We start from the raw sequence: 26,362 nt of genomic DNA, 5'->3' as shown, positions 1-26,362 counted from the left end.
GCTCAGCCCTTGATCTCGGTCCAGGCCTGCACCCACCGGTCGTACGGCACGCAACTCACGTCCTTGCGGCCGTCGAGGCACTGCGCGATGGGTGTGTTCCAGAAGGCGATCTTCTTCCAGTAGCCCTCGTCGGCGGCGTGGTAGACCGTGCAGAAGTTCTTGTCGCTGGTCTCGGCGCAGGCCCTGGAGTTCGCCGGGGCCTCCCCGAAGTACTCGGCGACCTGGGCGTTGACCTTCGGCGAGACGATCCAGTTCAGCCATTTGTAGGCGCAGTTGGGGTGCTCGGCCTTGCTGGAGACCATCCAGGTGTCGGACCAGCCGGTCGATCCCTCCTTCGGCACGAACGCCTTGACCTTCGCGCCCTCGGAGGCGGCGAGGTTGGCGATCACCTGCCAGGTGGTGCCGACCACCGAGTCACCGCTCTTGAACGCGGAGACCTCTTTCAGATAGTCGCTCCAGTACTCGCCGACGCTTCTGCTCTGCTGCTTGAGCAGGGACACGGCCGCGTCGAACTGCTTCTGGTCGAGCGCGTAGGGGTCCTGGATCTTCAACTCGGGCTTGGTGGCCTTGAGATAGAGGGCCGCGTCGGCGATGTAGATCGGGGAGTCGTAGGCGGTGACATGGCCCTTGTGGCGTGCCGCGTCCTCGAAGACCGCCGACCAGGAGGTGGGCGCGGGCCTGACCTTCTCGGTGTTGTACATCAGCAGGTTGGCGCCCCGGCCGTGCGGGATGCCGTACATCTGGCCCCTCACCGAGTTCCAGGCGCCGTGCTTCAACCCGGCGAAGACATCCTTGTAGTTGGGGACGAGCGTGGTGTTGACGGGGGCCGCGTCGCCGGAGGCGATCAGGCGCAGGGAGGCGTCGCCGGAGGCGGAGACGGCGTCGTACTCGCCGGTCTTCATCAGCTTGACCATCTCGTCCGAGCTGGCGGCGACCTTGGAGTGCACCTGGCAGCCGGTCTGCTTCTCGAAGGCGTGGACCCAGTCGGCCTTGGGGTCGTTGGAGCCGTCCTCGACGTACCCGGCCCAGGCGATCAGATTCACCTGGCCCTCCGTCGCGCCGAGCTTCGCCGGGGCCTTGAGGTGAGGCGGGTTGAGTCCCGTGGCGGACGAGCCGCCGGAGCCGGAGGAGCCGCACGCGGCGGCGAGCAGCAGCGCGGCGGCCACCGCGGCGGCCCGGGGGATGCGGTTGAGACGCACGACGATCTCCAGGAAGGCGTAGGGACGGGAGCGGTCAGGAGGGCAGCCGTACGGCGTGCCGGTGGTGCCAGGCCAGGCGCACCCGGGTGCCGCGGTAGCCGGCGACGTCCTCGGCGGAGGTCTCCAGGTTCTGCTGGAGCGCGGTGAGCCGACCGCCGCCGTCCAGGTCGACCAGGAAGCGGGTGGCGTCGCCGAGGTAGACGACGTCGGCCACGGTGCCGGTGGCCGTGGCGTGGTCCGGCTCGTCGGCCTCGGCGGACTCCTTCAGCACGCGGATCTTCTCCGGCCGGATGTTGTACGTGCCCGGTGCGCCGACGATCCGGTGGGCCGTCTCGCCGTCGAGCAGGTTCGAGGTGCCGACGAAGGAGGCGACGAAGGGGGTCGCGGGGCGTTCGTATATCTCCGCGGGCGTGCCGACCTGGGCGATGCGGCCCTGGTCGAACACGGCGATGCGGTCGCTCATCGTCAGCGCCTCCTCCTGGTCGTGGGTGACGAAGACGAACGTGATGCCCACCTCCCGCTGGAGCGCCTTGAGTTCGACCTGCATCTGCTCGCGCAGCTTCAGGTCGAGGGCGCCGAGGGGCTCGTCGAGCAGCAGCACCCGGGGCCGGCCGACCAGGGCGCGGGCGAGTGCGACGCGCTGGCGCTGGCCGCCGGAGAGCCGGTCCGGGCGCCGCTGGCCGTAGCCCTCCAGGCGGACCTCGGCGAGGGCCTTGCGGGCGCGGACGAGGCGTTCCGCCTTGGGTACCCTGCGGACCTTCAGGCCGTAGGCGACGTTCTGCTCGACCGTCATGTGCGGGAACAGGGCGTAGTCCTGGAACACGGTGTGCACGTCCCGCTCGAACGGGGCGAGTCCGGTGACCTCCTGCCCGGCGAGTTCGATCCGGCCCCGGTCCGGGGGCTCGAAGCCGGCGACGAGCCGGAGCACCGTCGTCTTGCCGGACCCGGACGGGCCGAGCATGGAGAAGAACTCCCCGTCCCGGATCTCCAGGTCGACCCCGGCCACGGCGGTCGTCCCGCCGAACGATTTGTGCAGGTCGTGCAGCCGGACCGCCATTTCCTCCATACGGGAACCTTTCTGGCTCGCTCAACGTTGGCGTAAACATATGAAGTCATAGTTCATAGCTCAAGAGCCCCTTAGGGTAAAGCTTGAGTCAGTGCACGAGGTGGTGGCCGTGAAGCAGGACGCAAGAGAGGGCGCCGCCCGCAAGGCCGTCTTCAGCCCGGTGGACAACCGGGCTCGCGTGGAGGCGGTGGTGCGCCGCATCGGCGACGCCATAGAGCTGGGCCTGATCGCCGACGGCGAGCAACTGCCCGGCGAGAGCGAACTGGCCGGACAGCTCGGCGTCTCCACGGTCACCCTGCGTGAGGCGCTCATGGCGCTGCGCCAGCAGGGCCTGGTCACCACCCGCCGGGGCCGCGGCGGCGGAAGCTTCGTCTCCGTGCCCGAAGTCCCCGCCGACGACCGCCTCAAGGCCCGGCTGCGCAGCTGGAGCACCGAGGAACTGCGCGACCTCGGCGACCACTGGGCCGCCCTGTCCGGCGCCGCCGCCCGCCTCGCCGCCCAGCGCACCGAACCCGACGACCTTCGGCAACTGCGCCGTACCGCCGATGAGTTGGCGCGCACCGGGGACGCGGCGGCCCGCGGCAGGCTGTACGGCCGCTTCCACGTCGAACTCGCGGCCGCCGCCCAGTCCGCCCGGCTCACCCGCGAACAGGTCGCCCTCCAGAGCGAGATCGGCGCCCTGCTCTGCCTCGTCCTCGCCGACGACGCGTTTCGTGAAGAAGTTGCGGACCGCCACCGTGCCGTGATCTCCGCCGTGCAGGATGGGACCCACGAAACGGCCGGCACGCTGGCCGAGCGGTGCGTCAGGGAGCCGGTGGCGCGGCTCGTCGCCGTACGCCTTGGGCTCTGACCGCGCCGCGTACGGTTCCCGTCCGCTGGAGGACACCATGGGCTGGAGCCCCCCGCTCGCCACCCTGGACACGGACCCGGAGACGTGGGTGGCCGCGCAGGTGGGCGGCGCGCTGGAGGCCGTCTTCGACACGGTCGCCGCGACCCGTGCCGAGACCGAGGACCTGCTGCGCCGGGCGACCGCCGAGGAACGGCGGCCCGCCAGCGCCGACCTCGCCGCCCTGCGCCCGGGACTGCACCGGCAGCTGACCCGTGAGGACCTCGTCTCCGGCGCCGGCTTCGTCGCGGCGCCCGGCCTGCTCGGCGACGTACCCGCCTGGCTGGAGTGGTGGCAGTCGGGCGCCGACGGCGCGGTCCGCCCGCTCCACCTCGACCTCGACTCCGGGCAGTCGGCGTACGCCGACTACACCCACTGGGACTGGTTCGCGCTGCCCCGCGACACCGGGCGCCGGGCCGTCGCCGGACCCTACGTCGACTACCTCTGCTCCGACGAGTACAGCCTCACGCTGTCCGAACCGGTCCTCGTCCAGGGCCGGTTCGCCGGAGTGGCCGCCGCCGACGTGTATCTGCGGCACTTCGAGGCGGCCGTCCTGCCGCTGCTGCGGAGCCTGCCCCGGCCCGCGCATCTGGTGAACGCACGGGGCCGGGTGGCCGCCTCCGCCGACCCGGCCCGTCTGGCCGGCTCCCTCACCCGGGGCCCGCGCTTCGGGGACCTGCTCGGCACGGCACGCCCCGGCACGCACGACGGCCTCGGCCTGGTGCCGTGCGCGGGCGTGCCCCTCGTGCTGGTGCTGGCCTGAGGCGGACGGTCAGGCACGCCCCCGGTACGGCACGCGGGCCAGTTCGCGGACCTCGCCCACGGTGGCCCACTCGTTCCCGCCCAGGCGCGCGAGGGGACGCAGACGGCCGATGTCCGGTCGGCCGTCCACCAGCACGTCCTCGCGGACGGCGGCGTGCACGACCCGGCCGAACACCACCGTCGAGTTCCCGAGGCGCAGCGTCGAGTGCAGCGTGCACTCCAGGGCGACCGGGGACGCGGCGACCCGCGGCGGCCGAACCCGCAGCGAGGGCTCCCGCTCGATGCCCACGGCCTCGAACTCGCCCTGGTCCCGGGGGAATTCGGTCGCCGTGGCGTTGATCTCGGCGAGGAGCGGCTCGGGGGCGAGGTTGACGACGAACTCCCCGGTGTCCTCGACGTTGCGCAGCGAGTCCTTGCGGCCGACCGCGGTGAACTGGACGACGGGCGGATCGGTGCAGGCGACGGTGAAGAACGAGTGCGGAGCCAGGTTCGCCGTCCCGCCGTCCGGCGCGAGGGTCGAGACCCAGGCGATCGGCCGGGGCACGACGACGGACGTGAGCAGACGGTAGAAGGCCCCTGCCCCCAGGGACTCGGGCGAGTAGTCGACGCGCATGACAGCACCGTATGTCATCCGATCAGGGCCTTGAGGGCCGCCCGCATGGTGGAGGGTCACGCGCCCGGCAGCGGGCGCACGGTGAGGGCCTGCTGGGCCTGGCCGACCGGGCCGGTCAGGTCGTGCAGGACGGAGCTGGTCAGGCCCTGGCCGGTCGGGCCGAAGACGACCGTGGTGTCCAAGCCGACCCAGCGGCCCTCCGGTTGGCGGTGGAGGTGGATCGTCAGGTCGACGTTGGGGAACATCCACTCGGTCGGCGAGCGTCGTACGGCGATGCCGTTGGCGGTGTCGATCAGGGCGACGTAGGACGCGAGCGGGCTGCTCGGTTCGCCGGCGACGAGGTCGAGGTGTGTGGAGATCCAGGCCGTGGCGCGGCCCGGCTCCGCGGGAGGGAGCGGCCGGAAGTCGACGGACGCGCAGTGTCCGCCGGGCCAGATGGAACCCAGCGACCGCGCGGCGATCGCGTCCGGCGGCGGGGTGAGGCGGGCGTCACCGCCGCCGGCCACGGCACGGGTGTCCCCCTCGGCCAGCAGCCAGGCGCGCGCTCGTACGGCCGTCCGTCCCGCGATGTCCACGACCGCTTCGAGCAGTTCGATGGTGCGGCCGGGCCGGATCGACTCCACCCGGATCTCGCACTCGTCCAGCGCGAGCCGCCCCAGGATGTCGAAGCTGATCCGGGAGACCAGCAGCGCGCCCTGCCGCGGCCGCTCGGCGAGATACCCGTCGATCGCGTGGACGACGAGCCCGGCGAGCGGGCTGAAGTGCATCTCGTCGGTGTCCCACGCACCGCTCGCGTGCGCCGTGGGCTTGTAGTGCTGCGGGTCGATGCGTTCGAAGTAGCTCGCGGACAACGGGTGACTCTCCTCGGGTGTCCATGATCACGGGGCGTCGAGCAGGTACGTGCACGGTACATCCTGCAACGTCGGACGATCGTTGGCGCCGACTGGTCTCCTGCCGCCGGCCGTGACGCGTCCCCGTCCGCGGCCGTCCTTCGAGTTCCTGCTCTTCGGCCTGGTCACCGCCGCCGTACCGTCGGCCTCGGTCCTGTACTGAGCCGTCCGTGACCGGCGGGGCGATCTGCGCGACCTGCCGGTCGCCCGCACCGCCGTACCGGCCCCGCTCGCGGAGCTCGCCGCCGCCGTCGGCCTGCACCTGTGGCGCCGCGACGCGCCACTGACCATCCTGGCGGGCACCGCGGTCGACGTCGCGCCGTCCGGCACGCTCTTCGCGCACGCACACACGTCGACCCGGGCCCGCCCTCGTCGGCGGTGCCCGGGTCGGACGGGGCGGGCTCAGGCGGCCAGACGCTCCACGAGCTGTCCGGCCTTCGCGGCGGCCTGCTCCAGGGCGCGGTCGCGGGAGGCCTCGTACAGCGGGACCAGCTCGGCCATCGCCGGGTTCTGCGGGGCCATCGTCAGCTCCGGGACGATGAAGTCGACGTCCAGGCCGAGGCCCGCGCCGAGGACGGCACCGAGGTAGTTGCGCACGTACTCGAAGTCCTCGCGCGGGGTGCCCGGCTCGTACGAGCCGCCGCGGCTCGCGACGACGGTCACCGGGGTGCCCTTGGCGGACTGGGTCTCGCCCGCCGTGCGGCCCATCAGGATCACGCTGTCCAGCCAGGCCTTCAGGGTCGAGGGGACCGTGAAGTTGTACATCGGCGCGCCGATCAGCACCGCGTCCGCCTGCTCCAGCTCCTCGATCAGCCGGACGCGCTCGGCGAAGGCGGCGGCCTGCTCGGGCGTGTGGGCGGCGGGGTCCACGAAGCCGGCCGTGTGCGAGGCGGCGGTGATGTGCGGGACGGGCTGCGCGTTCAGGTCGCGGTAGACGACCGTGCCCTCGGGGTGCTGCTCCTCCCAGTGCTTGCGGAAGGCCGCGGTCACGGCGCGGGAGGACGAGATCTCGGCCGGGAACAGGGACGAGTCGATGTGCAGCAGGGTGGCCATGGGGAACTCCAGGAAACTGATCAAGGCAGCCCGGCACGGACGTCCCGGGCTGAAGTTTCGTACCTAACTATGAATAGCACAGGGGCTTACTTTTTTTCACCTCCCTACGGTGGAGTAGTACCCTGGTCACATGGCGGCGGAGCAGAACTACGGCAGTGAGATGTGCAAGCGGGTGGACGACAGCATCACCCGTGTCTTCCAACTGCTGGGAAAGCGCTGGAGCGGTCCCATCGTCTCCGTCCTGGTGGAGCAGCCCGCACACTTCGCGGACCTGCGCCGGGCCGTCCCCGGCATCAGCGAACGCATGCTGTCCGACCGGCTCGCCGAACTCGGCGCCGCCGGCCTCGTCGTGCGTGAGGTCGACGAGGGCCCGCCGCTGCGCGTCTCCTACCGCCTGACCGAGGCGGGTGCCGCCCTGGAGCCCGCGCTGCGGCAACTGGGAGACTGGGCCAAGACCCATCTGCCGGACGCGCCGCCGTGTCCGGGCGCGGTGTAGCGGGAGCGCCCGACCGGGGCATGCGCGCAGGAGTCGGCCGAGGGGGAAGCACATGACGCTGGAGCTCGAAGACCGGGTCGCCATCGGAGAGTTGATCGCGCGGCACGGTCACCTCGTGGACGACGGACAGCTCGACCGCCTGGGCGAGCTGTTCACCCCGGACGTCGTCTACGACGTGTCCGACGTCGGCCAGGACCCGCTGGTGGGCCTGGCCGCCCTCCGACAGGCTGCGCTGGCACTCGGGGACGGCAACCCCGTCGCCCATCACGTCACCAACATCGTCGTGCGGGAGGAGCCGGACGGCCAGGTCCGCGCCCGCTCCAAGGGGCTCGGCGTCCGGGCGGACGGCACCTGCGGTTCCCTCACCTACGACGACCTCCTCGTCCGCACCCCCGACGGCTGGCGGATCAGCCACCGCACACTGACCGCGCGGCGAGTCCCCCTGAACGGCGTGCACCGGTCCGGGTGAGGCGCGTACGGGGGGGCTGTCCCCCGTGCCGGTGCACCGGGACACCGGATGGTGCGGCAAGGGGCGGAGCGGCGACGGTGGAGGCCGGCGTGCACCGAACCGGAAGGACCCCATCGTGCGTACCCTCACGGCCACCGTCGCCGTCCTGGCCCTCGCCGCCACAGCCGTACCGGCCGCGGCCGCCGCGCAGGCCGGCCCGCCCGGCACCGACGGCGTATGGCGTGTCGACGGCTACGGCACCGTCCTCGTCGCCGGCGGGGGAGTGCTCCAGGAGTATCAGACGACGTCCGTCAGCTGTCTCAAGGGCGACACCTCGCGGCAGACGGGACCGGGCACCTACCTCACGACCGACGGCTCGGTGCTGACCGTACGGATCCAGCACGACCGGGATCGCGCGCTGTTCGCCGCCGACAGCTCGGTGGGACACCGGCACCTGCGCCGCCTGCCCGCCCTGCCCGCCGACTGCGCACGCCCGTCGTCCACCGACCCGCGCACCGCCTTCGGCATCTTCTGGCAGACCTTCGAGGAGAACTACCCGTTCTTCGCCGCCAAGGGCATCGACTGGCACGCCGTACGCGACCGCTACCGGCCGCTGGTCCACCGGGACACCACCAAGGACCAGCTCTTCACCATCCTCAGCCGGATGGTGCGCCCGCTGTACGACGCCCATGTCGGCGTCATCGACGGCCACCGTCGGTTCGCCGAGGTGCGCCCCGGCACCGAGATGCCGAGCGAGGAACTCGACGCGAAGGTCAAGAAGTTCATCGTCGGCCGCGATCTCAGGGAGGCCGCCCACCGCCAGGACTTCGGCGCCGGCCGGATCACCTACGCCGACCTGCCGGGCGACCTCGGCTACCTGCGCATCTCCGGCTTCGGCGGATACGCCGGCGAGAACGCGCCGTACACCGCCGAACAGGCCGAACTGGACCGGGCGTTGAACACCGTGCTCGACGCCCGGCGGACGAAGCGGCTCAAGGGGCTCGTCATCGATCTGCGTGTCAACGGCGGCGGGGCCGACAGCCTCGGCGTCCGGATCGCCCGGCGGCTGACGGACGCGCCCTACACCGCGTACGCCAAGCGCGCCCGCAACGACCCGGCCGACCCCGCCCGGCACACCCGGCCCGAACCCGTGTCCGTCGTCCCCGCCGACGCGCCCCGCTACACCGGCCCGGTCGCCGTCCTCACCGGCGGCTCCACGGTCAGCGCCGGAGAGACCTTCACCCAGGCGCTCATCGACCGGCCCGCACGCACCGTGCGCATCGGACAGCCCACCCAGGGCGTGTTCTCGGACGTCCTGATGCGCAACCTGCCCGACGGGCTCGTCTTCGGCCTGCCTGACGAGGAGTACCTGACCCGCACCGGGCGCGCCTTCGACGGCACCGGCATTCCGCCGCAGCTGACCGAACCGGTCTTCACCAAGGAGGAGTTCGCCAAGAACCGGGACTCGGCCTTCGACCGGGCCGTCAATCTGCTGAGTGGCCGCGGCTGAGCCGGATCAGTCCACCGGCCAGGTGTGCACCGGGGCGTTGAGGTGCATGTAGTCGATGTAGAGCTGGGTCATCCGGCGCAGTGTCTCGTGGCGGCTGGTGTGCGTGGTGGCGTCGAGGTGGTGGACCGTCTCCTTCTGCCACACCGCGCCGTTGCGCGCGGTCACACAGCGCTGCTCGATGATGCCGAGCAGCGGCTCGCGCCACTCTTCGTCCATCCCGGAGAGCGCGAGCCCCCGGTGCGCCAGCGGCAGCAGCCGGCGCAACACCAGTTCCGGCACCGGGACTTCGCCCATCCCGGGCCAGTACAGCAGGGCCTCGATGCCGTGCCGGGCGGCGGTGTGCAGATTGTCCTCGGCCGCCGCGAACGACATCCGCGACCACACCGGCCGGTCCTCCTCGGTCAGGGCCCGGGTGAGACCGTAGTAGAAGGCGCCGTTGGCGAGTGTGTCGGCGACGGTCGGGCCGGCGGGCAGCACCCGGTTCTCCACCCGGATGTGCGGCACGTCGTGCGTGACGGCGTACACCGGGCGGTTCCAGCGGTAGATCGTGCCGTTGTGCAGGGTGAGTTCACCGAGCTCGGGGACGTCACCCCGGTCCAGGGTCTCGGCCGGGTCCTGCTCGTCGCACAGCGGGAGGAGGGCCGGGAAGTAGCGCAGGTTCTCCTCGAACAGGTCGAAGACGCTGTTGATCCACCGCTCCCCGAACCACACCCGGGGCCGTACGCCCTGCACCTTGATCTCCTCCGGGCGGGTGTCCGTGGCCTGCTCGAACAGCGGGATACGGGTCTCGTGCCACAGCTCCTTGCCGAACAGGAAGGGGGAGTTGGCCGCGAGCGCCACCTGCACGCCGGCGATCGCCTGCGCCGCGTTCCAGTAGGCGGCGAACTCCTCCGGGGAGACCTGGAGATGGAACTGGGTGCTGGTGCAGGCCGCCTCCGGGGTGATCGTGTCCGCGTAGGTCCGCAGCCGGTCGGCGCCGTCCACCTCGATGCGCAGGTCCTCGCCCCGGGCCGCGAAGATCTGGTCGTTGAGCAGGCGGTAGCGGGGGTTCTCCGACAGGGCGCCCTCGCCGATGTCCTCCTGGCGCAGCGTGGGCAGGATCCCGATCATGATCAGCCGGGTGCCGACCGTGCGGGCGCGCTCGTCGGCGTGGTTCAGCGCGGCGCGGATCTCGGCCTCCCACGCGTCGGGGGCGCCCGCCGTCAGCCGCCGGGGCGGGACGTTGATCTCCAGGTTGAACCGGCCCAGTTCGGTGGACCAGGCGGGGTCGGAGACGGCCTGGAGCACATCGCTGTTGCGCATCGCCGGCTCGGCGTCGTCGCCCACCAGGTTCAGCTCTATCTCCAGGCCCACCTGGGGCCGCTCGGCCTCGAACCGCTGCTCGCGCAGCATCTGCGCCAGCGCGTCGAGGCACCCGTGCATCTTGATCCGGTACCGGCGGCGGTCCTCGCGGGTGAAGACGAGCGCCGGGACGTCACGTCCCATCGGCCCTCCAGGACTCCCCGGGGTCGGTCACCTCTCCACCCAGCGTCGCACCATCGGACGGCACCCACCAAGCGGGCGGACCCCCTACGACGGGCGGTGCTCACATGTGGCCGAGGCCCGGGGCCAGGCGGGCGCCGCCCGTCCCCCGGGTGCGGCCGGCCCGAGGTCCGTGCAGCCCGGCGTGCACCGTGCGTGGTCGCGGCGGACGCGTTCGGTGACCGGGGCGTTGCCGTTGGGCCAACGGGCAGGGCGAACAGTGCCGGCCGAAGTCGAACGCGGCCGTCCTCGGACCGAGCCCACACTGCACCAGCACTCCCGCCGTCTCGTCCACGACACCCGTCGGGCACCGGTCGCGCACGAAAGCGGCGCAGGTCTCCTCGCCTCGCGGCTCGGCCCTGCGCCGGACACGCCGTGCTCAGGCGTTCTTCCGGGCCACCGCGCCGTAGAAGCCGATCTCCTCGGAGCCGGCCGGCGGGGTGGTGTCCGGGCGCCAGAACGGGACCTGGGCCAGGCCGGGTTCGACCAGTTCGAGGCCGTCGAAGAACCGCTCGACCCGGTCGCGGGAGCGCAGGTTCATGGTGGCGGTGGCGCCGTTGTAGACGGCCTCGGCGTCGCTGCGGTCGTCGGCGAAGTCGCCCGTCGCGTGCGAGAGGACGAGGAAGCTGCCGGCCGGCAGCGCGTCGCGCAGGGTGGCCACGATCCGCTCGGGCTCGTCCGTGTCACGGATGAAGTGGAGCACGGCGACGAGGAACAGGGCGACCGGCCGGCCGAAGTCGATGATCCGGCGGACCTCCGGATGATCGATGACGGACTGCGGATCGCGCAGGTCGGCGAGCACGATGCCGGTCGTGCCGGCCCGGCTGAGCAGCGCGTCGGCGTGCGCCTTCACGATCGGGTCGTTGTCCACGTAGGCGACGCGCACGTCCGGCGCCAGCTCCTGGGCGACCTCGTGCACGTTCGGGGAGGTGGGCAGGCCGGTGCCGATGTCCAGGATCTGGCGGACACCGCTGTCGACGATGTAGCGCACCGCACGGTGCAGGAAGGCGCGGTTGGCGCGCACGGAGATCCACACCTCGGGCGCCGCCGCGGCGAGCTGGTCGCCCGCCTGCTGGTCCACCTCGTAGTTGTCCTTGCCGCCCAGGAGGTAGTCGTAGATGCGCGCGGGATGCGGCTTGCTGGTGTCGATCTGCACGGCCTGGCCGCCGTCCTGAGTCACAGTGGGCTCCTCTCCCCGACCGTCACGGCCTCGGTCCCGTGAACGATTGGCCAAAGCTTCCCATATCAACTACCTCGCTCGTGCCCACAGTTCCGCCTGCCGACGGCTGTGCCCGGGGCGGCGAACGGACGTGCTGATGGCCTTCCGGAGCCAGTCGTGCCACAGCCGAGGCCAGGGAATCCGGTGCGAATCCGGAACTGACGCGCAGCGGTGAGGGGGACGGGCGGGGCACACCATGCCACTGGGAGGGACCGGGCCGCCGGAAGAGCGGACGCGGAACGCTGCCGGGAAGGCGCCCCGGCCGGGCGAACCCGAGTCCGCATACCTGCTGGCACCTTCGCGCCGCCGGGCGCGGAGGACGTCCGTAGACCAGGCTCCGCGTACGAGCCCCGACAGCCGAGGCACATCCGTGTCCGCACCCTCCTCCGCCCGGCCGCCCTGCTGTTCGCCCCGGCCCTGCCGCTCACCGCCTGCGGCCGTGCCGGCAGCGCGGATGCCGACAGCGCCGGGGCCGCAGTCGGCTATCCGCACGATCGCCAACTGCGGTCACCGGGTCACCCTGAAGGCGCCGCCGAAGCGGGCCGTCTCCCGCAACCAGGGCACCACCGAGATCCTGCTCTCCCTGGGGCTCGCCGACCGCATGGCCGGCACCGCGACCTGGACCGACCCGGTGATGAAGGGACTGGAGAAGGCGGACGCCGAGGTGCCCCGGCTCGCCGACCGCGCCGGGCAGTCCTGGCACACCCTGTCCGGCGGTGAACGCCAGCACGCCCAGATCGCGCGCGCCCTGGCCCAGGAACCCCGCGAACCGCTTCTGGACGAGCCGACCGACCACCTCGACATCCAGCACCAGCTCGATCTGCCGGACCTCGTCGCGAGCCTGCCGGTCACCACGGTGATCGCCCTGCACGACCTCAACCTCGCCGCGATGTACTGCGACCGGCTGCTCGTGCTGCACGGCGGGCCGGGCGGTCGCCGGGGGCCCGCCCGGCGACGTCCTGACCAGCGGCCTGATCAAGCGGGTGTACGGCGTCGACGCCGCGGTCACCACCGCGGACGGGGACCCGGTGATCCGCTTCCTGCGGCGCGGTGGCTAGGGGGTGTCGTCACATTCCCGTCGTCCGCCCGAAGGGCGGGCCGCGCGGGGTCCGGTGCGTGCAGTTGCGAGGCGGAGGAGGGAGTCGACGCGTGGGGGAGTCGGCGACCGACGACAACGCCGCTGGGGGTGCCCCTCTGGGGGAGCGCGTGCCAGGCGTCGCACGGCAGGCGGATATGTGACGACAGGCCCTAGCGATCGGAGCTGCTCCGCGCGGGACCGCGGGTCGGCGGACGGCACGGGCGGGGTGGGAGAGGGCGGGGAACTACCCGAGCGCATGGATTGATCGCTCCCCGCCCCCCGGTGGGTCGGCCCGCCTCGGCACGTCGTCACGGACAGGGAGGGGCGACTCGGCGACCGGTCGGACGAGGCATCGACCCACCGATCTTGTTCAGACCCTCCGTCACCGGACGCGCGACGGCCAGCGGAGACGGGCCGCCCGGGTGACGAGGGCTGCCCGGCGGGTGGTGGTGCTCAGCGTGGGCCGGGGGACTCCGGGCGCTCCTCGCCGGCGGGCCGCTCGACGGGACGGCGCCCGGCGGGGGGCCGCCAGCCGCCGGAGACCTCCTTGACCGGCTTGTGCGGGAAGCGGCGCTCGGCGTACCGCTGGGCGTCGGAGCCCGGCAGGACGTAGAGGGTCTCCGCCTTGTCCTGGAGCGGGCGCAGAACGGTCTCCAGATAGGCCTTGCGGTCGTCGAGGTACGGGCCCAGCACGTCCTCGCCGGCGGGGCACACGGCCAGGCAGTAGCCGGACTTGTAGCTCGGCTTGAACGCGAGACTCTGCCACATCGAGGCGTTCTCCGGGTCGGTCACCCGCGAGCGGAAGTCGGCCGCGTCCGCGCTGTCGGCCACGGTCTGCACCCAGTCGGTGAAGCCGCTCATGAACTCCCGGTAGTTGTGGGTCGTGCAGGCCAGGGCGTCGAACGAGCCGTCCTTGCCGATGGCGCCGATCGGACAGGCCGCGACGCACAACTTGCAGTCCACGCAGGGGCTGTAGTCCAGCGGCCGGCCGTACGCGCTGACCGGGGCGTCCACGAGCACGGTCGCGAGCAGCACGAAGTTGCCGAACCGGGGGTGGATGACATTGCGGTGCAGACCCATGACGCCCAGGCCCGCGGCCACGGCGACCGTCTTGTGCGCGACGACCCAGATACGGCCGGGGAAGCGCTCCATCTCCTGCGGGAACCCGGCGGACGGATTGAGCGCGCGGTGGCCGGCGTCCTCCAGGGCCCGGACCACCCTGCGGGCGGCGGCGTTGACCTGTTCGTCGGTCTGGTGGAACTCCTGGTTGGCGACGCTGCGCGCGGGCGAGCGGGTGTTGTCACGGTTCATCCGGACCATGAGCGAGACCAGCGCGCGCGTGCCCGGCAGAGCGGCCAGGACATGGTCCCGCTCCCCGGCGAGGTCGGGGTGGTCCAGGCTCACCGCCGCGGCGTCGTCCGCACCGGCCTCCAGGCAGAGCGCGCGCAGCCAGTCCGCGTCGATCACCGGCGGAGGCGGTGCCGGAGCGGTGTTCGCGCGGGATGCCAGTACGGCCCGTACGGACGGGTGGGCGGCGAGGCGGGCGGGCAGCTTCCGGCTCCCCGCTCCCTCTGCCCTGCGCTGCTCGCTCATGCGGCCTCCTCCTACTGGGTTGGAAAATCAAACTCTCTGGAAGAGTAGTGGACGGGGTGCGAGGGAGTGGTCTCGGTGCGCACTTGAAGTTGGAAACCGATCGGTTTACGGTGGGAGCGACCGATGGAAACCGATCGGTTTCCACGTGTGACTTCCTCTGGAGACGACATGACCGCGATCAAGAACTCCGTCGCCCTGGTCACCGGCGGCAGCCGGGGCCTGGGCAAGGCGCTGGTGGAGGAGCTGTACGCGCGCGGAGCCGCCAAGGTGTACGCCACGGCCCGGGACCCGCGCACCGTGACCCACCCGGACGCCGTTCCGCTCGCCCTGGAGGTCACCGACCCGGCCTCCGTCGCTGCGGCCGCCGCGCAGGCGCAGGACGTCTCGGTCCTGATCAACAACGCGGGTGTCTCGTTCGGCGCGCACTCCTTCCTGGACGCCGAAATCGATGTCGTGCGGCGGGAGTTCGAGACCAACTTCTACGGCCCGCTGCTGGTCACCCGGGCCTTCGTCCCGGTCCTGGAGCGCAATGGCGGCGGACACCTCCTCAACGTGCACTCCGTGCTCTCCTGGCTCGGGCTCGCCGGCTCCTACAGCGCCACCAAGGCCGCCTTCTGGTCCCAGACCAACTCCCTGCGCCTGGAGCTGAGTTCGCGTGGCATCGGGGTGACGGGGCTGCACGTCGGCTACATCGACACCGACATGGCCGCGGCCGTGGACGCCCCCAAGTCCACACCGCACGACGTCGCCTCCCTCGCGCTCGACGGCGTCGAGACCGGGGCGTACGAAGTGCTGGCCGACGAGCTCACCCGGAACGTGAAGGCGGGCCTCGCCGGCGACCTGGCGGCGCTGTACCCGCAGTTGGCCGGCTGACGGCACGCCGTCGGCACACCCTCGGTCCGGGCGGCGTCCGGAGTGCGGTCGGGGGCGTTCGAGTCCGCCGGGCCGGTCGCCGTACGCCCCTCGGGTCGCCGTACGCCCCTCGGTACGATCACGCTCGTACCGATGGAGCAGGCCCGCCCCGTCCCCGGACGCGCGCCGGGGTGCGGTGGCGGGACCGGCATCGACGAGGGGAACCGAACATGGAGTACGCAAAGCTCGGCGCGAGCGGCCTGGAGGTCTCGCGGCTGGCGCTCGGATGCATGAGCTACGGCGTTCCCGACCGGGGTCCGCACCCGTGGACGCTGGCCGAGGACGTCGCCCGCCCGTTCATCCGCCAGGCCCTGGACGCGGGGATCACCTTCTTCGACACCGCCAACAGCTACTCGGCCGGCACCAGCGAGGAGATCGTCGGCCGGGCACTCGGCGAGATGGCGCGGCGCGAGGACGTCGTGATCGCCACCAAGGTGTTCTTCGCGGTGGAGAACGGCGCGGCGCGCAGCGAGCGGCCCAACCGGTCCGGGCTGTCCCGCAAGGCGATCATGGCCGAGATCGACCACAGCCTGCGGCGGCTCGGCACCGACTACGTGGACCTCTACCAGATCCACCGCTTCGACCCCCGCACCCCGGTCGAGGAGACCATGGAGGCCCTGCACGACGTGGTCAGGGCGGGCAAGGCCCGCTACATCGGGGCGAGTTCGATGTACGCCTGGCAGTTCGCCAAGCTCCAGCACACCGCCGAGCTGCACGGCTGGACGAAGTTCGTCAGCATGCAGAACCACTACAACCTCCTCTACCGCGAGGAGGAGCGCGAGATGCTGCCGCTCTGCGCGGACCAGGGCGTCGGGGTGATCCCGTGGAGCCCGCTCGCCCGCGGACGGCTCACCCGGGACTGGGACGCCGGCAGTGCCCGCAGCGAGTCGGACGCCATCCTGCGCAACCTCTACCAGCCCGACGACAAGCGCATCGTCGACGCCGTCGCGGCGATCGCCGAGAGCCGCGGTGTCCCGCGGGCCCAGGTGGCCCTGGCCTGGGTCGCCTCCCGCCCGGGCGTCACCGCCCCCATCGTCGGCGCCACCAAGGCCCACCACCTCGAAGACGCCGTCGCGGCCCTCGACCTGAGGCTCACCGACGAAGAGGTGCGGCGGCTGGAGGAGCCGTACACGCCGCGCGGGATCAGCGGCCACTGAGCCCGCGCCCTCGTGGGGCGCGCCCGTACGAACCCGTCCTGCGGCGCGCATTTGGAATTCATGTACAGTATTGGAAAATCATTCCAAGTGCAGGGCTGGTGAGTGAGGTGGCGGCGGAGTCCGAGGAGCACCTCGTCCGGGAGGTCGAGAAGATCGCCGTGGCGCTCGGGCGGATGTTTCCGGGCCTGTGCGAGGTGGTGCTGCACGACCTGCGGGACCCGCGGCACGCCATCCGGGTGATCGAAAACGACCTGTCGGGACGTCAGGCAGGCGACTCCGCCACCGAGTTGGGACTCGCGCGCATCGCCGACCCGGACTTCCCGAGCGTCGTCCAGAACTACCCCAACCGCTTCCCGGACGGCCGCCCCGCGAAGAGCACGTCCATCGGCATCAAGAACGCCGAGGGGGAGTACGTCGCCGCGCTCTGCCTCAACCTCGACATCTCCGTCCTGTCGCCCGTCACACTCGCCCTCTCGAACCTCGTCGCCACGGACACCGCGCACGGCGACCGCCCGCTGGAGACCCTGCGCGACCGCACCGCCCGCGAACTGCGCCGCACCGTCGAGGAGTTGTCCGCCCAACGCGGCGCCACGCCCCGGTCGCTGGGCCGGGAGGACAAGAAGACGCTCGTACGACAGCTGTACCAGGACGGGTACTTCGACTCGCGCGACGCCGCGCAGACCATCGCGGACCTGCTCGGCGTCTCCCGGGCCACCGTCTACAACTACGCGAAATGACGCACCGGGAGAGGATCTCGCCATGGCCGCCGCTTCACCCGTCACGTTCGACGACGTCCGTGCCGCCGCCGCACGCCTCGCGGGCGTCGCCCACCGCACCCCCGTCCTCACCTCGCGCACCCTGAACTCCCTCGTCGGCGCGGAGGTGTTCATCAAGTGCGAGAACTTCCAGCGGGTCGGCGCCTTCAAGTTCCGCGGCGCCTACAACGCGATCGCCCAGCTCCCGCCGGAGCAGCTCGCCAAGGGCGTCGCCGCGTACTCCTCCGGCAACCACGCCCAGGCCACCGCCCTCGCCGCCCGCGAACTGGGCACCACCGCCGTCGTCCTGATGCCCGAGGACGCCCCCCGCGCCAAGCGCGAGGCCACCGCCGGGTACGGGGCCGAGATCGTCACCTACGACCGCTACACCCAGGACCGCACCGCGCTCGGCCACGCTCTCGCCGAGGAGCGGGGTCTCGCCCTCATCCCGCCCTACGACCATCCGCAGGTCATCGCCGGCCAGGGCACCGCGACCCTCGAACTCCTGGAGGAGACCGGCCCGTTGGACGCCCTCCTCGTGCCCGTCGGGGGCGGCGGACTCATCGCCGGCAGCGCCACGGCGGCCAAGGCGCTGCACCCCGCGATCCGGGTCCTCGGCGTGGAGCCGGAGGCGGGGGACGACACCAAGCGGTCGCTGGAGAGAGGTGTCCGCGTCACCCGGCCCGTCCCCCGGACCATCGCCGACGGCCAGGCGCTGCCGACGCCCGGCGAGCTCACCTTCCCGATCAACCAGCGCCTGGTCGACGGTATTGCGCTGGTCAGCGACACGGAGATCATCACCGCCATGCGGTTCGCCTTCGAACGCCTCAAGATCGTCCTCGAACCCAGCGGCGCCACCGGCCTGGCCGCACTCCTGGCGGGCCGCGTCGACAGCCTCCCGCCGCGCGTCGGCGTCATCGCCTCCGGCGGCAACATCGACATCGAGCGGTTCGTCGAACTCCTCGGCTCCTGACGGCCGTACCGCCGCGCGGCGGGCCGCATCGCCGGAGTCGGCGGCACGGTGCGGCCTCCCGCATTCAGAAGTGGGTGCCGCCGTCGACGCGGATCTCGGTGCCGGTGATGAACCCGCCGTCCTGCGAGGCGAGCATCGCGACGACGGAGGCGACCGTCTCGGGACCGGCGAAGCCCTGTCCGAGTGCCGGGGAGAGCTTGGCGAACAGGGACATGTCGGCGTCCGCGGGCAGCCCCGGACCGACGCTCTGTCCGCTGGCGCCGCTGCCGTCGGTCATGCCGGACGAGATGGAACCGGGCTGGACGGCGGTGAAGCGGATGCCCCGCTTCGCGTACTCGGCGGCGAGGGCGTGGGTCATGGACTGGATCCCGCCCTTGCTCGCCGCGTACGCCGCCATGTAGGGGTGAGCGAACGTCGCCGAGGTGGAGCTGAAGTTGACCACCGCCGCGTCGCGGCCCCCCAGCAGTGCCGGTACGGCCTCGCGGATGACGAGGAAGGTGCCGACGAGGTTGACCTGGAGGATGCGGGTGAAGTCCTGAAGGGTCGTCTCGTGGGTGTGCGAGGAGCGCAGGATCCCCGCCGCGTTGACCAGCACGTCCAGCCCGCCGAGCGCGGCGACCGCGGCGGCGACGCCCTCGCGTACGGAGGTCTCGTCGGCGACGTCCACGACGAGCGTGGTGAGGCGGTCCGCGTGCGCTCCCGCCTTGGCCAGTGTGTCCTTCAGGCCCCGCTCGCTCACATCGGCGGCCACGACGGTGCCGCCCTCGGCGAGCAGGCGCAGCACGGTGGCCTGGCCGATGCCCGAGCCACCGCCGGTGATCAGTGCGCGGCGGCCTTCGTAGCGGTTCATGTCTTCTCCTGACCGCCCCGTCGCTGTACGGCGGGGCCTTCGCGACGCCGGATCTCCTGCCCGCCGGCGTCCCCATGCGTTTCACGTTACGCCTTGGTGGCACGTTTTGCCACTTCGTCATTGTGTGCCATGGCGTGCTGTCGGGCCGTACCCTTCTGGGGTGAGCACCAAGCCGTCCGGGGCGAGCAGCACGCCGCCCACCTCCCTGACCGAGCGCCGCAAGGCCGCCACCCAACTCGAGATCGCACACGCCGCGGCCGAGCTCTTCGCCGCCCAGGGCCCGCACGCGACGACGGCCGAGGAGATCGCCCGGCACGCGGGGGTCGCGCTGCGGACCTTCTACCGGTACTTCCGCTCCAAGCAGGACGCGGTGAGCCCGCTGCTCGCCGCCGGTGCGGACCGGTGGCGAGCGCTGCTGGAGTCGGCCGAACCGGGCACCGGGCTGTCCCGGGCACTTGAGGCCGCCGTGGAGGAATCGCTGGCGGCACCGGACGAGGATGCCGCCCGGGCGCTGCTGCGGACCCGGGGGCTGCTGCGTGCCGCCGCCGACGATCCCGCGCTGCGCGCGGTCTGGTACCGCGTCAACCAGGAGTCCGAGGAGCGTCTCGTACCGGTCGTCGCCCGCCTCGCGGACGGCCACCTGGAGGCGGTACAGGTGCGCCTGGTCGCAGCGGCGGCCACGGACGCGATCCGCATCGCCCTGGAGACCTGGGCCGACACGGAGGCGGGCGTCACGGGCAGGGGCTCCCCGGCCGCCCTCGCACTCCACTGCCTGCGCCAACTGATGGGCGGGATGGGCGCGTTGTCGTCGGACGGGACGGCCCAGACCTAGGCACCGGACCGTTGTCAGTGGTGGCCTCTACGGTTGTGACCAGTGAGGACCTGCGGGAACGGCCGCGGGTCCATCCTGGGGAGGGGTCTGCCATGTCCACGGCGTCCGCGGTGTCGACGACGTATCTGGAGCTGTCGCAGGAGGGCGGCGGCGCCCACAAGTTCTACGAAGTCACTGTCGACGGCCTGGTGGTGACGGTGCGGTACGGCAGGATCGGTGCCGCCGGGCAGAGCCAGACGACGACGTTCCCGACCGTGGAGAAGGCCAAGGCGGCCGCCGCGAAGAAGGTGGGGGAGAAGGTCCGCAAGGGATACGCACCGGCCGTACAGGGGCAGCGCGCCCCGCGCGCGGTGACCCGGCGTCAGGTCAGTTCCGCCCCGTCGACCGCCCGCGCCGTGGCCCCGGTGCTGTGGCGCTTTCGCACCGGCTCGTCCGCGTTCGGCATCCATGTCGACGACGACCGCTGCTGGGTGGGCAACCAGGCGGGTGACGTCTACACCCTGGACCACGAGGGCGTCGTGCTCGCCCGGTTCGGCCTGCCGGACGGCGTGAAGTGCCTGGTCGCCGACGACTTCTGGATCTACGCCGGCTGTGACGACGGCAAGGTCTACGACCTGTCCTCCAAGCTCCCGTTCGCCGCGTACGACATCGCCGCCGACGTCGACATCTTCTGGCTCGACATCCACGAGGGCGTGCTGAACGTCTCGGACCGCGCGGGCCGGCTCACCGTCATCGACCACGAGGACGAACACCAGTGGTCCCGCCGCAGCCAGGGCGAGCACGCCTGGATGGTCCGCGCCGACGACCGCGCCGTCTACCACGGCCACCACCGGGGCGTCACCGCCTACGCGCCGGACGGCGGCGGCGAGTTGTGGCACACGGCCACCCGGGGCAGCGTGCTGTTCGGCTGGCAGGAGGACGGCGCCGTCTACGCGGGCACCGGGCACCACGTGGTCCAGCGGCTGTCGAAGGCCGCGGGCCGGATCGAGGCGACGTACGCTTGTGACGGCGCCGTCTACTCCTGTGCCACCTCCCCGGGCGGCCGGTTCGTCTTCGCCGGGGACGCCGCCTCGTCCGTCTACTGCTTCGACCAGGACGGCACCCGGCTGTGGAAGCTCGGCACGGGCAGCGGCTCGGCGCTGTCGATGCAGTACCGCGACGGACGCCTGTACCTGGTGACCACCGACGGCTCGCTGGTGTGCGTCGACGCGAGCGAGGCGGCGATCTCGGCGGCCCAGCGGGGCACGGTGCCGGTGGCGCGGGACGTCAAGCTCGTCGCGGCCCTGCCGACCTACCAGCCCGCCACCGCCGTGGCCGCGGTGTCCGCCGTCGACCGGGCTCCCGTCGGATCGGTCGTGGTCGAGTGCATCCAGGAGGGCGGCCGGATGCGGGTGCACGTGGTGTCCGAGGGCTACGACACCTCCTGGAACGTCCAGTTCCCGCGCGCGATACGGGAACCGGGCGCCCGCTATGTCGTGGACGCCCTGCACCCGGCGGCCGGCGGCTTCTACCGCGTCCGCGGCGACATCCGCCGCCTGCTGTGACCCGCCCTGCGACGCCCTGCCACCGACCGGCGGTCCAGGGTACGGCCGCCCTCCGTATCGGCACCGCCCGGGTCACCGCCAGCGCGTCGGCGCCGCCACCCGCGCCCCGCTCCAGATCCGTCCCGAGCGGGCCGAAGGGTCAGGACCGTACGGCCGCCGCCTCCGCCAGCACCTCACGTGCCACGCCGAGCGCCTCGGCGCGGTCCTCCGGGACCAGGCCGATGCGGGTGCGCCGGTCCAGCAGGTCGGACTCGTCCAGCGCGCCCTCGTGCCGGGTCGCCCACACCAGTTCGGCCCGGGTGACCGGGTGGCCCGGCAGCACCGGCTCGGCCAGTGCGGGGTCCTGGGACGTGAGGGCCTGGACGGCGTCGGCCTCGGTGCCGTAGCGGCGGACCAGGCGCGGCGGTGCGGGCAGGGCGCGCAGCCGCGCGGGCGAGGCGGCGCCGACCAGGGGTAGCGCGGCGGTGCGGGAGGGGGCGGCGGGCAGATGCCGGGCGGCGGTCGCGGCGTCCACGGCGTCCTGCGCCATCCGCCGGTAGGTGGTGAGCTTGCCGCCGACGATCGTCGTGACGCCGTCGGGGGACGTCAGCACCGCGTGCCGACGGGAGATGTCGGAGGTGCGGGCCGCCTCCCCGTCCCGGCCGCCGTGGCCGGAGGTGTCCAGCAGGGGGCGCAGCCCGGCGAAGGCGCCGACGACCTCGTCCCGGGTCACCGGCGCGTCCAGGGCGGAGCCGAGGACGTCCAGCAGGAAACCGATGTCGGTCTCGGGCACCTCGGGCACGTCCGGGATGTCGCCCTCGACCGGCTCGTCGGTGAGGCCGACGTACACCCGGCCGTCGCCCTGCGGCAGGACCAGCACGAAGCGGTTGGTCTCGCCGGGGATCGGGATGTGCAGGCCGGCCGGCAGCGAGCCGAGCCGCTCCGAGCGCAGGACGAGGTGGGTGCCGCGGGAGGGGCGGATCCGGATGCCCTCGACGAGGTCGCCCGCCCACACCCCGCTCGCGTTGATGACGGCGCGGGCCCTGATCTCGCCCTCCTCGCCGGTCAGTTCGTCGCGGATCCGGGCGCCCGTGCCGGTCAGCTCCAGTGCCCGGACCCGGGTCAGCACCCGGGCTCCCTGCGCGGCGGCCGTCCGCGCGAGCGCGGTGACCAGCCGGGCGTCGTCGGTCACCTTGCCGTCCCAGGACAGCAGCCCGCCGCGCAGCCCGGCCGGGCGGACCGAGGGCGCGAGATGCCGGGCCTCCGTCCCGGTGAGCCTGCGCGGGGCGGGCAGGACCTGGCGCGGGGTCCGGGCGGCGAGGCGCAGCACGTCCCCGGCGCGCAGCCCGGCCCATGCCAGCGAGGCCTGGGCGCGGGAGACCAGCGGGGTCAGCGGCAGGACGAACGGCTGGGCCGACACCAGGTGCGGGGCCGTACGCGTCATCAGCACCCCGCGCTCGACGGCGCTCTCGTGGGCGACGTCGAACTGCGCGGAGGCCAGGTAGCGCAGCCCGCCGTGGATGAGCTTCGAGCTCCACCGGGAGGTTCCGAAGGCCAGGTCGTGGGCGTCCACCGCGACCACGTCCAGTCCGCGCGCCGCCGCGTCCAGCGCGACCCCGGCACCGGTGGCGCCGAGCCCGACGACCAGGACGTCCACCACCCTGCCGTCCGCGGCCTCGCTCAGTTCCCGGGCCCGTCGCGATGCGTCGAGCGACGAGCCGGCGTCGATCCTGGTGTGGCTCATGGCGTGAGGATCCTCTCCAGGAGGGTGCGCAACTCGCCGAGGAAAGCGGCGGAGTCCAGCTCCGGATCGTCCTCGTCGGTCATCGTGCGCAGGGACAGGGTGAAGGACTGCACGGTCAACAGCAGCGCGCGGGACTGCCGTTCGACATGGCCGGAGCGCACGGAGCCGTCCGTGTGGCCCTCGCGCAGCGCGTCGGCCAGCAGCGCGAGCAGCGCCTCCTGGCTCGCTCCGCGCCGGTCGAGCACGTACGGCAGCAGCAGCTCGGGATCGACGTCGACGATCTTGCGGAACAGCGGATGCGCCCGGAACGCCTCGACGCCCGCCACCAGCCCGTCCACGATCCGGGTGCGGGTGTCCGTGCCGTCAGAGACCTCGGGGATGGCCCGGGTGGCGACGTCGATCCACTCCCGGGTCATCAGATCGCCCACCAGGGTCCGCAGGTCCGGCCAGCGCCGGTACAGCGTCATCCGGGAGACCCCGGCGCGGCGGGCCACGTCGGCGAGGGTGGTGCGGCGGACTCCGACGGCCAGCACGCAGTCGCGTACCGCGTCGAGCACATGATCGTTGTCCGAACCGTTGTGACGAATAGGCGTCATGTGTCACAGTGTAACGCCCCGAGGGTCCGGCAGGAGAAGACCCTCCCCGACAACGGCCGCCGGGGCCGTAGCGCGAATGAGCACACCGAGCACCGAACCGAGCACACCGACCTGTGAGGACGACCGTTCAATGGACATGCTGTGGAACGGCTGGGGCGACCCGGCCAAGGCGGCGCCCCTGCCCGACTCGGTGACCGGCCTGCTGCGCGACCTCCTCGGCGTCAAGCCCCGCACCACCCCCGCCCTCTCGCTCGACGACATCCAGGTGCCCGCCACCACGGCCTCGCCCGTCGCGATCAAGGCGCTCGCCGAGGCCGTCGGCGGCGCGGAGCACGTCCGCACCGACGGCGAGAGCCGCATCCGGCACACCCGCGGCAAGTCCACGCCCGACCTGCTGCGCATGCGCGCCGCGGACGTCACGGACGTCCCGCAGGCCGTCGTCCTGCCCGGCTCGCACGACGAGGTCCTCGCCGTGCTGCGCGCCTGCGCCGCGCACGGCCTCGCCGTCGTCCCCTTCGGCGGCGGCACCTCGGTCGTCGGCGGACTCGCCCCGCAGCGCAGCGCGTTCATCGCCCTGGACCTGCGCCGCATGGACGCCCTGCTCGACCTCGACCCCGTCTCGCGCACCGCCGTCCTCCAGCCCGGTCTGCGCGCCCCCGAGGCCGAGGCACTCCTCGCCGAACAGGGCTTCACCCTCGGTCACTTCCCGCAGTCCTTCGAGTGGGCCACCATCGGCGGCTTCGCCGCGGCCCGCTCCAGCGGCCAGGCCTCCGCCGGGTACGGCCGCTTCGACGAGATGGTCCTCGGCCTGACCCTCGCCACCCCCGAGGGCACCATCGAGACCGGCCGCGCCCCGCGCTCCGCCGCCGGACCCGACCTGCGCCAGCTCATCCTCGGCTCCGAGGGCGCCTTCGGCGTCATCACCTCCGTCACCGTCCGCATCCGCCCCCGCCCCGAGGCGTGCGTCTACGAGGGCTGGCGGTTCGCCTCCTTCGCGGAGGGCGCCGCCGCGCTGCGCACGCTCGCCCAGGACGGACCCCGGCCGACCGTGCTGCGCCTGTCCGACGAGACCGAGACCTTCATCGGCCTGGCCCAACCCGACTCCATCGGCGGCGACCTGAGCCAGAGCACGGCCGGCTGCCTCGCCATCGCGGGTTACGAGGGCACGCCCGAGGACACCGCGCTCCGCCGGGAGCAGGCCGCCGCCGTCCTCACCGCCTGCGGCGGCACACCGGCCGGCGCGGAACCCGGCGAGCGTTGGGCCCACGGCCGCTTCTCGGCGCCGTACCTGCGCGACGCGCTGCTCGACGTCGGCGCGTTCGCGGAGACCCTGGAGACCGCGGCCTTCTGGTCCCGCATCCCCGACCTCTACACCGCCGTGCGCACCGCGCTCACCGACGCCCTCACCGAGGCCGGCACCCCGCCCCTGGTGATGTGCCACATCTCCCACGTGTACGAGAACGGCGCCTCGCTGTACTTCACGGTCGTCAGCGCCCAGGGCGAGGACCCGGTCGCCCACTGGGCGCCCGCCAAGCACGCGGCCAACGAGGCCGTGCTCGCCGCCGGCGGTACGATCTCCCACCACCACGGCGTCGGCACCGACCACCGCGACTGGTACGTCCGCGAGGCCGGACCGCTCGGCATCTCTGCCCTGAGCGCGGTCAAGCGCCGCCTCGACCCCGAGGGCCTGCTCAACCCCGGCGTCCTGCTGCCCGACCACGGCCTGACCGACTGACCCGGCCCGCCGGCCACCCCACCGTCCCCTCAGCGCGACCCGTCACCGCCCCGGAGGCACACCGATGCGACAGTTCACCGCCGTCGTCAACCCCACCGCGGGCGGCTCCACCGGGGCGGCGACCCTGCTGCCCCTGGCCCGGCTGCTGCGCGAGGCCGGCGCCGAACTGGAGACGGAGTACAGCCACAGCCTCGCCCACGCCCAGGACCTCGCACGCCGGGCCGGCGAGCGCGGCCGGATCGTCCTGGCCGTCGGCGGCGACGGCATCGCCGGCGGCATCGGCGGCGCGCTGAGCGGCACCGGAGCCGTCCTCGGCCTGGTGCCCGCGGGCCGCGGCAACGACTTCGCCCGCGCCCTGAACCTGCCCTCCGACCCCGCCGCGCTCGCCGGCATCCTGCTGCGCGCCGAGCCCCGCCCGGTCGACACCGTCGAGGTGGAGTCGGCCCTCCACGCGCGCACCGTCGTCCTCGGCAGCGTGTACGCCGGGGTCGACGCCGTGGCCAACCGGCACGCCAACCACGCCCGGCTGCTGCGCGGCTCCGCCTCCTACTACGCGGGCGGCCTGCGCGCCGTCACCGGCTGGCGCGCGGCCGACTACCGCGTCACCGTCGACGGCGAGGAGCACACCCACCGCGGTTACACCGTCGTCGCGGCCAACTCGCCCTACTACGGCTCCGGACGGCTCATCGCCCCCGGCGCCCGGGTCGACGACGGGCTGCTGGACATCGTGATGATCCGCGAGGCGCCCCGCCGGCTGTTCTTCGCCCTCATGAACGAGCTGAAGACCGGCGGCCACGTCGGCCGCCCCGAGGTACGCGTCCTGCGCGGCCGCGAACTGCGCATCGAGGCGAACCGGCCCGTCTACTACGGCGCCGACGGCGAGGTCGAGGCCACCTTGCCGGTGACGGTGCGGGTACGGCCCGGGGACCTGCCGGTGCTGTACTGACCGGC

The 26,362-nt window shown here is 72.7% G+C and carries 24 protein-coding genes, 1 pseudogene and 1 riboswitch; of the genes and pseudogenes, 14 read left to right on the top strand and 11 right to left on the bottom strand.

From position 1 onward, the window contains the following. Nucleotides 1–2: 2 nt before the first annotated feature. Together ACZ4MF_RS20105 and ACZ4MF_RS20100 are read right to left on the bottom strand one after the other, a co-directional pair. Nucleotides 3–1,199 (bottom strand): ABC transporter substrate-binding protein, encoded by a 1,197-nt coding sequence (locus tag ACZ4MF_RS20105; protein ID WP_467493314.1) that lies wholly within the window; start codon nt 1,197–1,199, stop codon nt 3–5. A 34-nt stretch (nt 1,200–1,233) separates the two neighbouring features. Then, complete coding sequence (locus tag ACZ4MF_RS20100) at nt 1,234–2,265, bottom strand: ABC transporter ATP-binding protein (protein ID WP_467493313.1); 1,032 nt, start codon at nt 2,263–2,265, stop codon at nt 1,234–1,236. A gap of 100 nt (nt 2,266–2,365) precedes the next feature. On the opposite strand from ACZ4MF_RS20100, the gene ACZ4MF_RS20095 reads away from it, so the two are divergent. Beyond that, nucleotides 2,366–3,115: a FadR/GntR family transcriptional regulator gene (locus ACZ4MF_RS20095; protein ID WP_467493342.1), complete on the top strand. Its 750-nt coding sequence runs from the start codon at nt 2,366–2,368 to the stop codon at nt 3,113–3,115. Nucleotides 3,116–3,152: 37 nt separating this feature from the next. Beyond that, the gene (locus tag ACZ4MF_RS20090; RefSeq protein WP_467493312.1) at nt 3,153–3,914 is read left to right on the top strand and encodes a PDC sensor domain-containing protein; all 762 of its coding nucleotides are present in this window, start codon (nt 3,153–3,155) and stop codon (nt 3,912–3,914) included. A 9-nt stretch (nt 3,915–3,923) separates the two neighbouring features. Here ACZ4MF_RS20090 and ACZ4MF_RS20085 read toward each other — a convergent pair whose 3' ends face one another. From ACZ4MF_RS20085 to ACZ4MF_RS20075, 3 genes are all read right to left on the bottom strand, one after another. Continuing rightward, nucleotides 3,924–4,526, bottom strand: coding sequence for a flavin reductase family protein (locus ACZ4MF_RS20085; RefSeq protein ID WP_467493311.1), 603 nt, complete (start codon nt 4,524–4,526; stop codon nt 3,924–3,926). 56 nt (nt 4,527–4,582) lie between these two features. Continuing rightward, nucleotides 4,583–5,377: a thioesterase family protein gene (locus tag ACZ4MF_RS20080; protein ID WP_467493310.1), complete on the bottom strand. Its 795-nt coding sequence runs from the start codon at nt 5,375–5,377 to the stop codon at nt 4,583–4,585. Nucleotides 5,378–5,818: 441 nt separating this feature from the next. After that, on the bottom strand, nt 5,819–6,469 hold the full coding sequence (locus tag ACZ4MF_RS20075) for an FMN-dependent NADH-azoreductase (RefSeq protein ID WP_467493309.1): 651 nt from the start codon (nt 6,467–6,469) through the stop codon (nt 5,819–5,821). A 130-nt stretch (nt 6,470–6,599) separates the two neighbouring features. Between ACZ4MF_RS20075 and ACZ4MF_RS20070 the strand changes: the two genes are divergently transcribed. From ACZ4MF_RS20070 to ACZ4MF_RS20060, 3 genes are all read left to right on the top strand, one after another. Then, a complete protein-coding gene (locus ACZ4MF_RS20070) occupies nt 6,600–6,965 on the top strand; it encodes a winged helix-turn-helix transcriptional regulator (protein ID WP_467493308.1) in 366 nt (121 codons plus the stop codon). A gap of 52 nt (nt 6,966–7,017) precedes the next feature. After that, nucleotides 7,018–7,434 carry a nuclear transport factor 2 family protein gene (locus tag ACZ4MF_RS20065; RefSeq protein WP_467493307.1) on the top strand — a complete coding sequence of 139 codons (417 nt, stop codon included), beginning with the start codon at nt 7,018–7,020 and terminating at the stop codon, nt 7,432–7,434. Between the two features lie 115 nt (nt 7,435–7,549). Then, nucleotides 7,550–8,923, top strand: coding sequence for a S41 family peptidase (locus ACZ4MF_RS20060; protein WP_467493306.1), 1,374 nt, complete (start codon nt 7,550–7,552; stop codon nt 8,921–8,923). Between the two features lie 6 nt (nt 8,924–8,929). Here the strand turns inward: ACZ4MF_RS20060 and ACZ4MF_RS20055 are convergent, their stop codons facing one another. Next, a complete protein-coding gene (locus ACZ4MF_RS20055) occupies nt 8,930–10,408 on the bottom strand; it encodes a glutamate-cysteine ligase family protein (protein WP_467493305.1) in 1,479 nt (492 codons plus the stop codon). A gap of 415 nt (nt 10,409–10,823) precedes the next feature. Then, on the bottom strand, nt 10,824–11,624 hold the full coding sequence (locus ACZ4MF_RS20050) for an SAM-dependent methyltransferase (protein WP_467493304.1): 801 nt from the start codon (nt 11,622–11,624) through the stop codon (nt 10,824–10,826). Between the two features lie 134 nt (nt 11,625–11,758). Beyond that, nucleotides 11,759–11,971, top strand: a riboswitch (cobalamin riboswitch). A gap of 365 nt (nt 11,972–12,336) precedes the next feature. On the opposite strand from ACZ4MF_RS20050, the pseudogene ACZ4MF_RS20045 reads away from it, so the two are divergent. Continuing rightward, nucleotides 12,337–12,721, top strand: a pseudogene (locus ACZ4MF_RS20045) (ABC transporter ATP-binding protein); the annotation flags it as partial. Between the two features lie 473 nt (nt 12,722–13,194). Here ACZ4MF_RS20045 and ACZ4MF_RS20040 read toward each other — a convergent pair. Beyond that, nucleotides 13,195–14,334, bottom strand: coding sequence for a 4Fe-4S binding protein (locus tag ACZ4MF_RS20040; RefSeq protein WP_467493303.1), 1,140 nt, complete (start codon nt 14,332–14,334; stop codon nt 13,195–13,197). Nucleotides 14,335–14,502: 168 nt separating this feature from the next. On the opposite strand from ACZ4MF_RS20040, the gene ACZ4MF_RS20035 reads away from it, so the two are divergent. The 4 genes from ACZ4MF_RS20035 to ACZ4MF_RS20020 all read left to right on the top strand — a co-directional run bounded on the left by ACZ4MF_RS20035 (nt 14,503) and on the right by ACZ4MF_RS20020 (nt 18,131). Beyond that, nucleotides 14,503–15,207: an SDR family oxidoreductase gene (locus tag ACZ4MF_RS20035; RefSeq protein WP_467493302.1), complete on the top strand. Its 705-nt coding sequence runs from the start codon at nt 14,503–14,505 to the stop codon at nt 15,205–15,207. Nucleotides 15,208–15,416: 209 nt separating this feature from the next. Continuing rightward, entirely contained in the window at nt 15,417–16,403 is a 987-nt protein-coding gene (locus ACZ4MF_RS20030) for an aldo/keto reductase (protein WP_356033277.1), read from the top strand. Between the two features lie 98 nt (nt 16,404–16,501). Continuing rightward, entirely contained in the window at nt 16,502–17,140 is a 639-nt protein-coding gene (locus ACZ4MF_RS20025; RefSeq protein WP_467493301.1) for a helix-turn-helix transcriptional regulator, read from the top strand. A 22-nt stretch (nt 17,141–17,162) separates the two neighbouring features. Next, on the top strand, nt 17,163–18,131 hold the full coding sequence (locus ACZ4MF_RS20020) for a threo-3-hydroxy-L-aspartate ammonia-lyase (protein ID WP_467493300.1): 969 nt from the start codon (nt 17,163–17,165) through the stop codon (nt 18,129–18,131). Between the two features lie 64 nt (nt 18,132–18,195). On the opposite strand, the gene ACZ4MF_RS20015 is transcribed toward ACZ4MF_RS20020, so the two are convergent. Beyond that, nucleotides 18,196–18,981, bottom strand: a complete 786-nt coding sequence (locus tag ACZ4MF_RS20015; protein WP_467493299.1) for an SDR family NAD(P)-dependent oxidoreductase — start codon at nt 18,979–18,981, stop codon at nt 18,196–18,198. A gap of 160 nt (nt 18,982–19,141) precedes the next feature. On the opposite strand from ACZ4MF_RS20015, the gene ACZ4MF_RS20010 reads away from it, so the two are divergent. Then, entirely contained in the window at nt 19,142–19,813 is a 672-nt protein-coding gene (locus ACZ4MF_RS20010) for a TetR/AcrR family transcriptional regulator (RefSeq protein WP_467493298.1), read from the top strand. Between the two features lie 92 nt (nt 19,814–19,905). Then, a complete protein-coding gene (locus ACZ4MF_RS20005) occupies nt 19,906–21,357 on the top strand; it encodes a WGR domain-containing protein (RefSeq protein WP_467493297.1) in 1,452 nt (483 codons plus the stop codon). A gap of 139 nt (nt 21,358–21,496) precedes the next feature. Here the strand turns inward: ACZ4MF_RS20005 and ACZ4MF_RS20000 are convergent, their stop codons facing one another. Both ACZ4MF_RS20000 and ACZ4MF_RS19995 read right to left on the bottom strand, forming a co-directional pair. Continuing rightward, on the bottom strand, nt 21,497–23,080 hold the full coding sequence (locus ACZ4MF_RS20000; protein WP_467493296.1) for a glycerol-3-phosphate dehydrogenase/oxidase: 1,584 nt from the start codon (nt 23,078–23,080) through the stop codon (nt 21,497–21,499). Further along, nucleotides 23,077–23,676, bottom strand: coding sequence for a TetR/AcrR family transcriptional regulator (locus tag ACZ4MF_RS19995; RefSeq protein ID WP_362817762.1), 600 nt, complete (start codon nt 23,674–23,676; stop codon nt 23,077–23,079). The genes ACZ4MF_RS20000 and ACZ4MF_RS19995 overlap by 4 nt, the downstream gene beginning before the upstream one ends. A 130-nt stretch (nt 23,677–23,806) precedes the next feature. Here ACZ4MF_RS19995 and ACZ4MF_RS19990 point away from each other — a divergent pair, with 130 nt between their 5' ends. Both ACZ4MF_RS19990 and ACZ4MF_RS19985 read left to right on the top strand, forming a co-directional pair. Next, nucleotides 23,807–25,411 carry an FAD-binding oxidoreductase gene (locus ACZ4MF_RS19990; RefSeq protein WP_467493295.1) on the top strand — a complete coding sequence of 535 codons (1,605 nt, stop codon included), beginning with the start codon at nt 23,807–23,809 and terminating at the stop codon, nt 25,409–25,411. 64 nt (nt 25,412–25,475) lie between these two features. Further along, nucleotides 25,476–26,357: a diacylglycerol kinase family protein gene (locus ACZ4MF_RS19985; protein WP_467493294.1), complete on the top strand. Its 882-nt coding sequence runs from the start codon at nt 25,476–25,478 to the stop codon at nt 26,355–26,357. Nucleotides 26,358–26,362: the final 5 nt, after the last annotated feature.

Source organism: Streptomyces sp. NPDC025793 (assembly GCF_055558375.1).
Note: the sequence above shows the minus strand (reverse complement) of the source record. Positions and strands in the feature narration are given on the sequence as shown.

Bases quoted from the DNA above. Each gene is read 5' to 3' on its own strand.
- ACZ4MF_RS20030 (WP_356033277.1), top strand. From the start codon at position 15,417: ATGGAGTACGCAAAGCTCGGCGCGAGCGGCCTGGAGGTCTCGCGGCTG.
- ACZ4MF_RS20015 (WP_467493299.1), bottom strand. From the start codon at position 18,981: ATGAACCGCTACGAAGGCCGCCGCGCACTGATCACCGGCGGTGGCTCG.
- ACZ4MF_RS20100 (WP_467493313.1), bottom strand. From the start codon at position 2,265: ATGGAGGAAATGGCGGTCCGGCTGCACGACCTGCACAAATCGTTCGGC.
- ACZ4MF_RS20075 (WP_467493309.1), bottom strand. From the start codon at position 6,469: ATGGCCACCCTGCTGCACATCGACTCGTCCCTGTTCCCGGCCGAGATC.
- ACZ4MF_RS19990 (WP_467493295.1), top strand. From the start codon at position 23,807: ATGGACATGCTGTGGAACGGCTGGGGCGACCCGGCCAAGGCGGCGCCC.
- ACZ4MF_RS20055 (WP_467493305.1), bottom strand. From the start codon at position 10,408: ATGGGACGTGACGTCCCGGCGCTCGTCTTCACCCGCGAGGACCGCCGC.
- ACZ4MF_RS20090 (WP_467493312.1), top strand. From the start codon at position 3,153: ATGGGCTGGAGCCCCCCGCTCGCCACCCTGGACACGGACCCGGAGACG.
- ACZ4MF_RS20070 (WP_467493308.1), top strand. From the start codon at position 6,600: ATGGCGGCGGAGCAGAACTACGGCAGTGAGATGTGCAAGCGGGTGGAC.
- ACZ4MF_RS20035 (WP_467493302.1), top strand. From the start codon at position 14,503: ATGACCGCGATCAAGAACTCCGTCGCCCTGGTCACCGGCGGCAGCCGG.
- ACZ4MF_RS20085 (WP_467493311.1), bottom strand. From the start codon at position 4,526: ATGCGCGTCGACTACTCGCCCGAGTCCCTGGGGGCAGGGGCCTTCTAC.
- ACZ4MF_RS19995 (WP_362817762.1), bottom strand. From the start codon at position 23,676: ATGACGCCTATTCGTCACAACGGTTCGGACAACGATCATGTGCTCGAC.
- ACZ4MF_RS20065 (WP_467493307.1), top strand. From the start codon at position 7,018: ATGACGCTGGAGCTCGAAGACCGGGTCGCCATCGGAGAGTTGATCGCG.
- ACZ4MF_RS19985 (WP_467493294.1), top strand. From the start codon at position 25,476: ATGCGACAGTTCACCGCCGTCGTCAACCCCACCGCGGGCGGCTCCACC.
- ACZ4MF_RS20005 (WP_467493297.1), top strand. From the start codon at position 19,906: ATGTCCACGGCGTCCGCGGTGTCGACGACGTATCTGGAGCTGTCGCAG.
- ACZ4MF_RS20020 (WP_467493300.1), top strand. From the start codon at position 17,163: ATGGCCGCCGCTTCACCCGTCACGTTCGACGACGTCCGTGCCGCCGCC.
- ACZ4MF_RS20000 (WP_467493296.1), bottom strand. From the start codon at position 23,080: ATGAGCCACACCAGGATCGACGCCGGCTCGTCGCTCGACGCATCGCGA.
- ACZ4MF_RS20040 (WP_467493303.1), bottom strand. From the start codon at position 14,334: ATGAGCGAGCAGCGCAGGGCAGAGGGAGCGGGGAGCCGGAAGCTGCCC.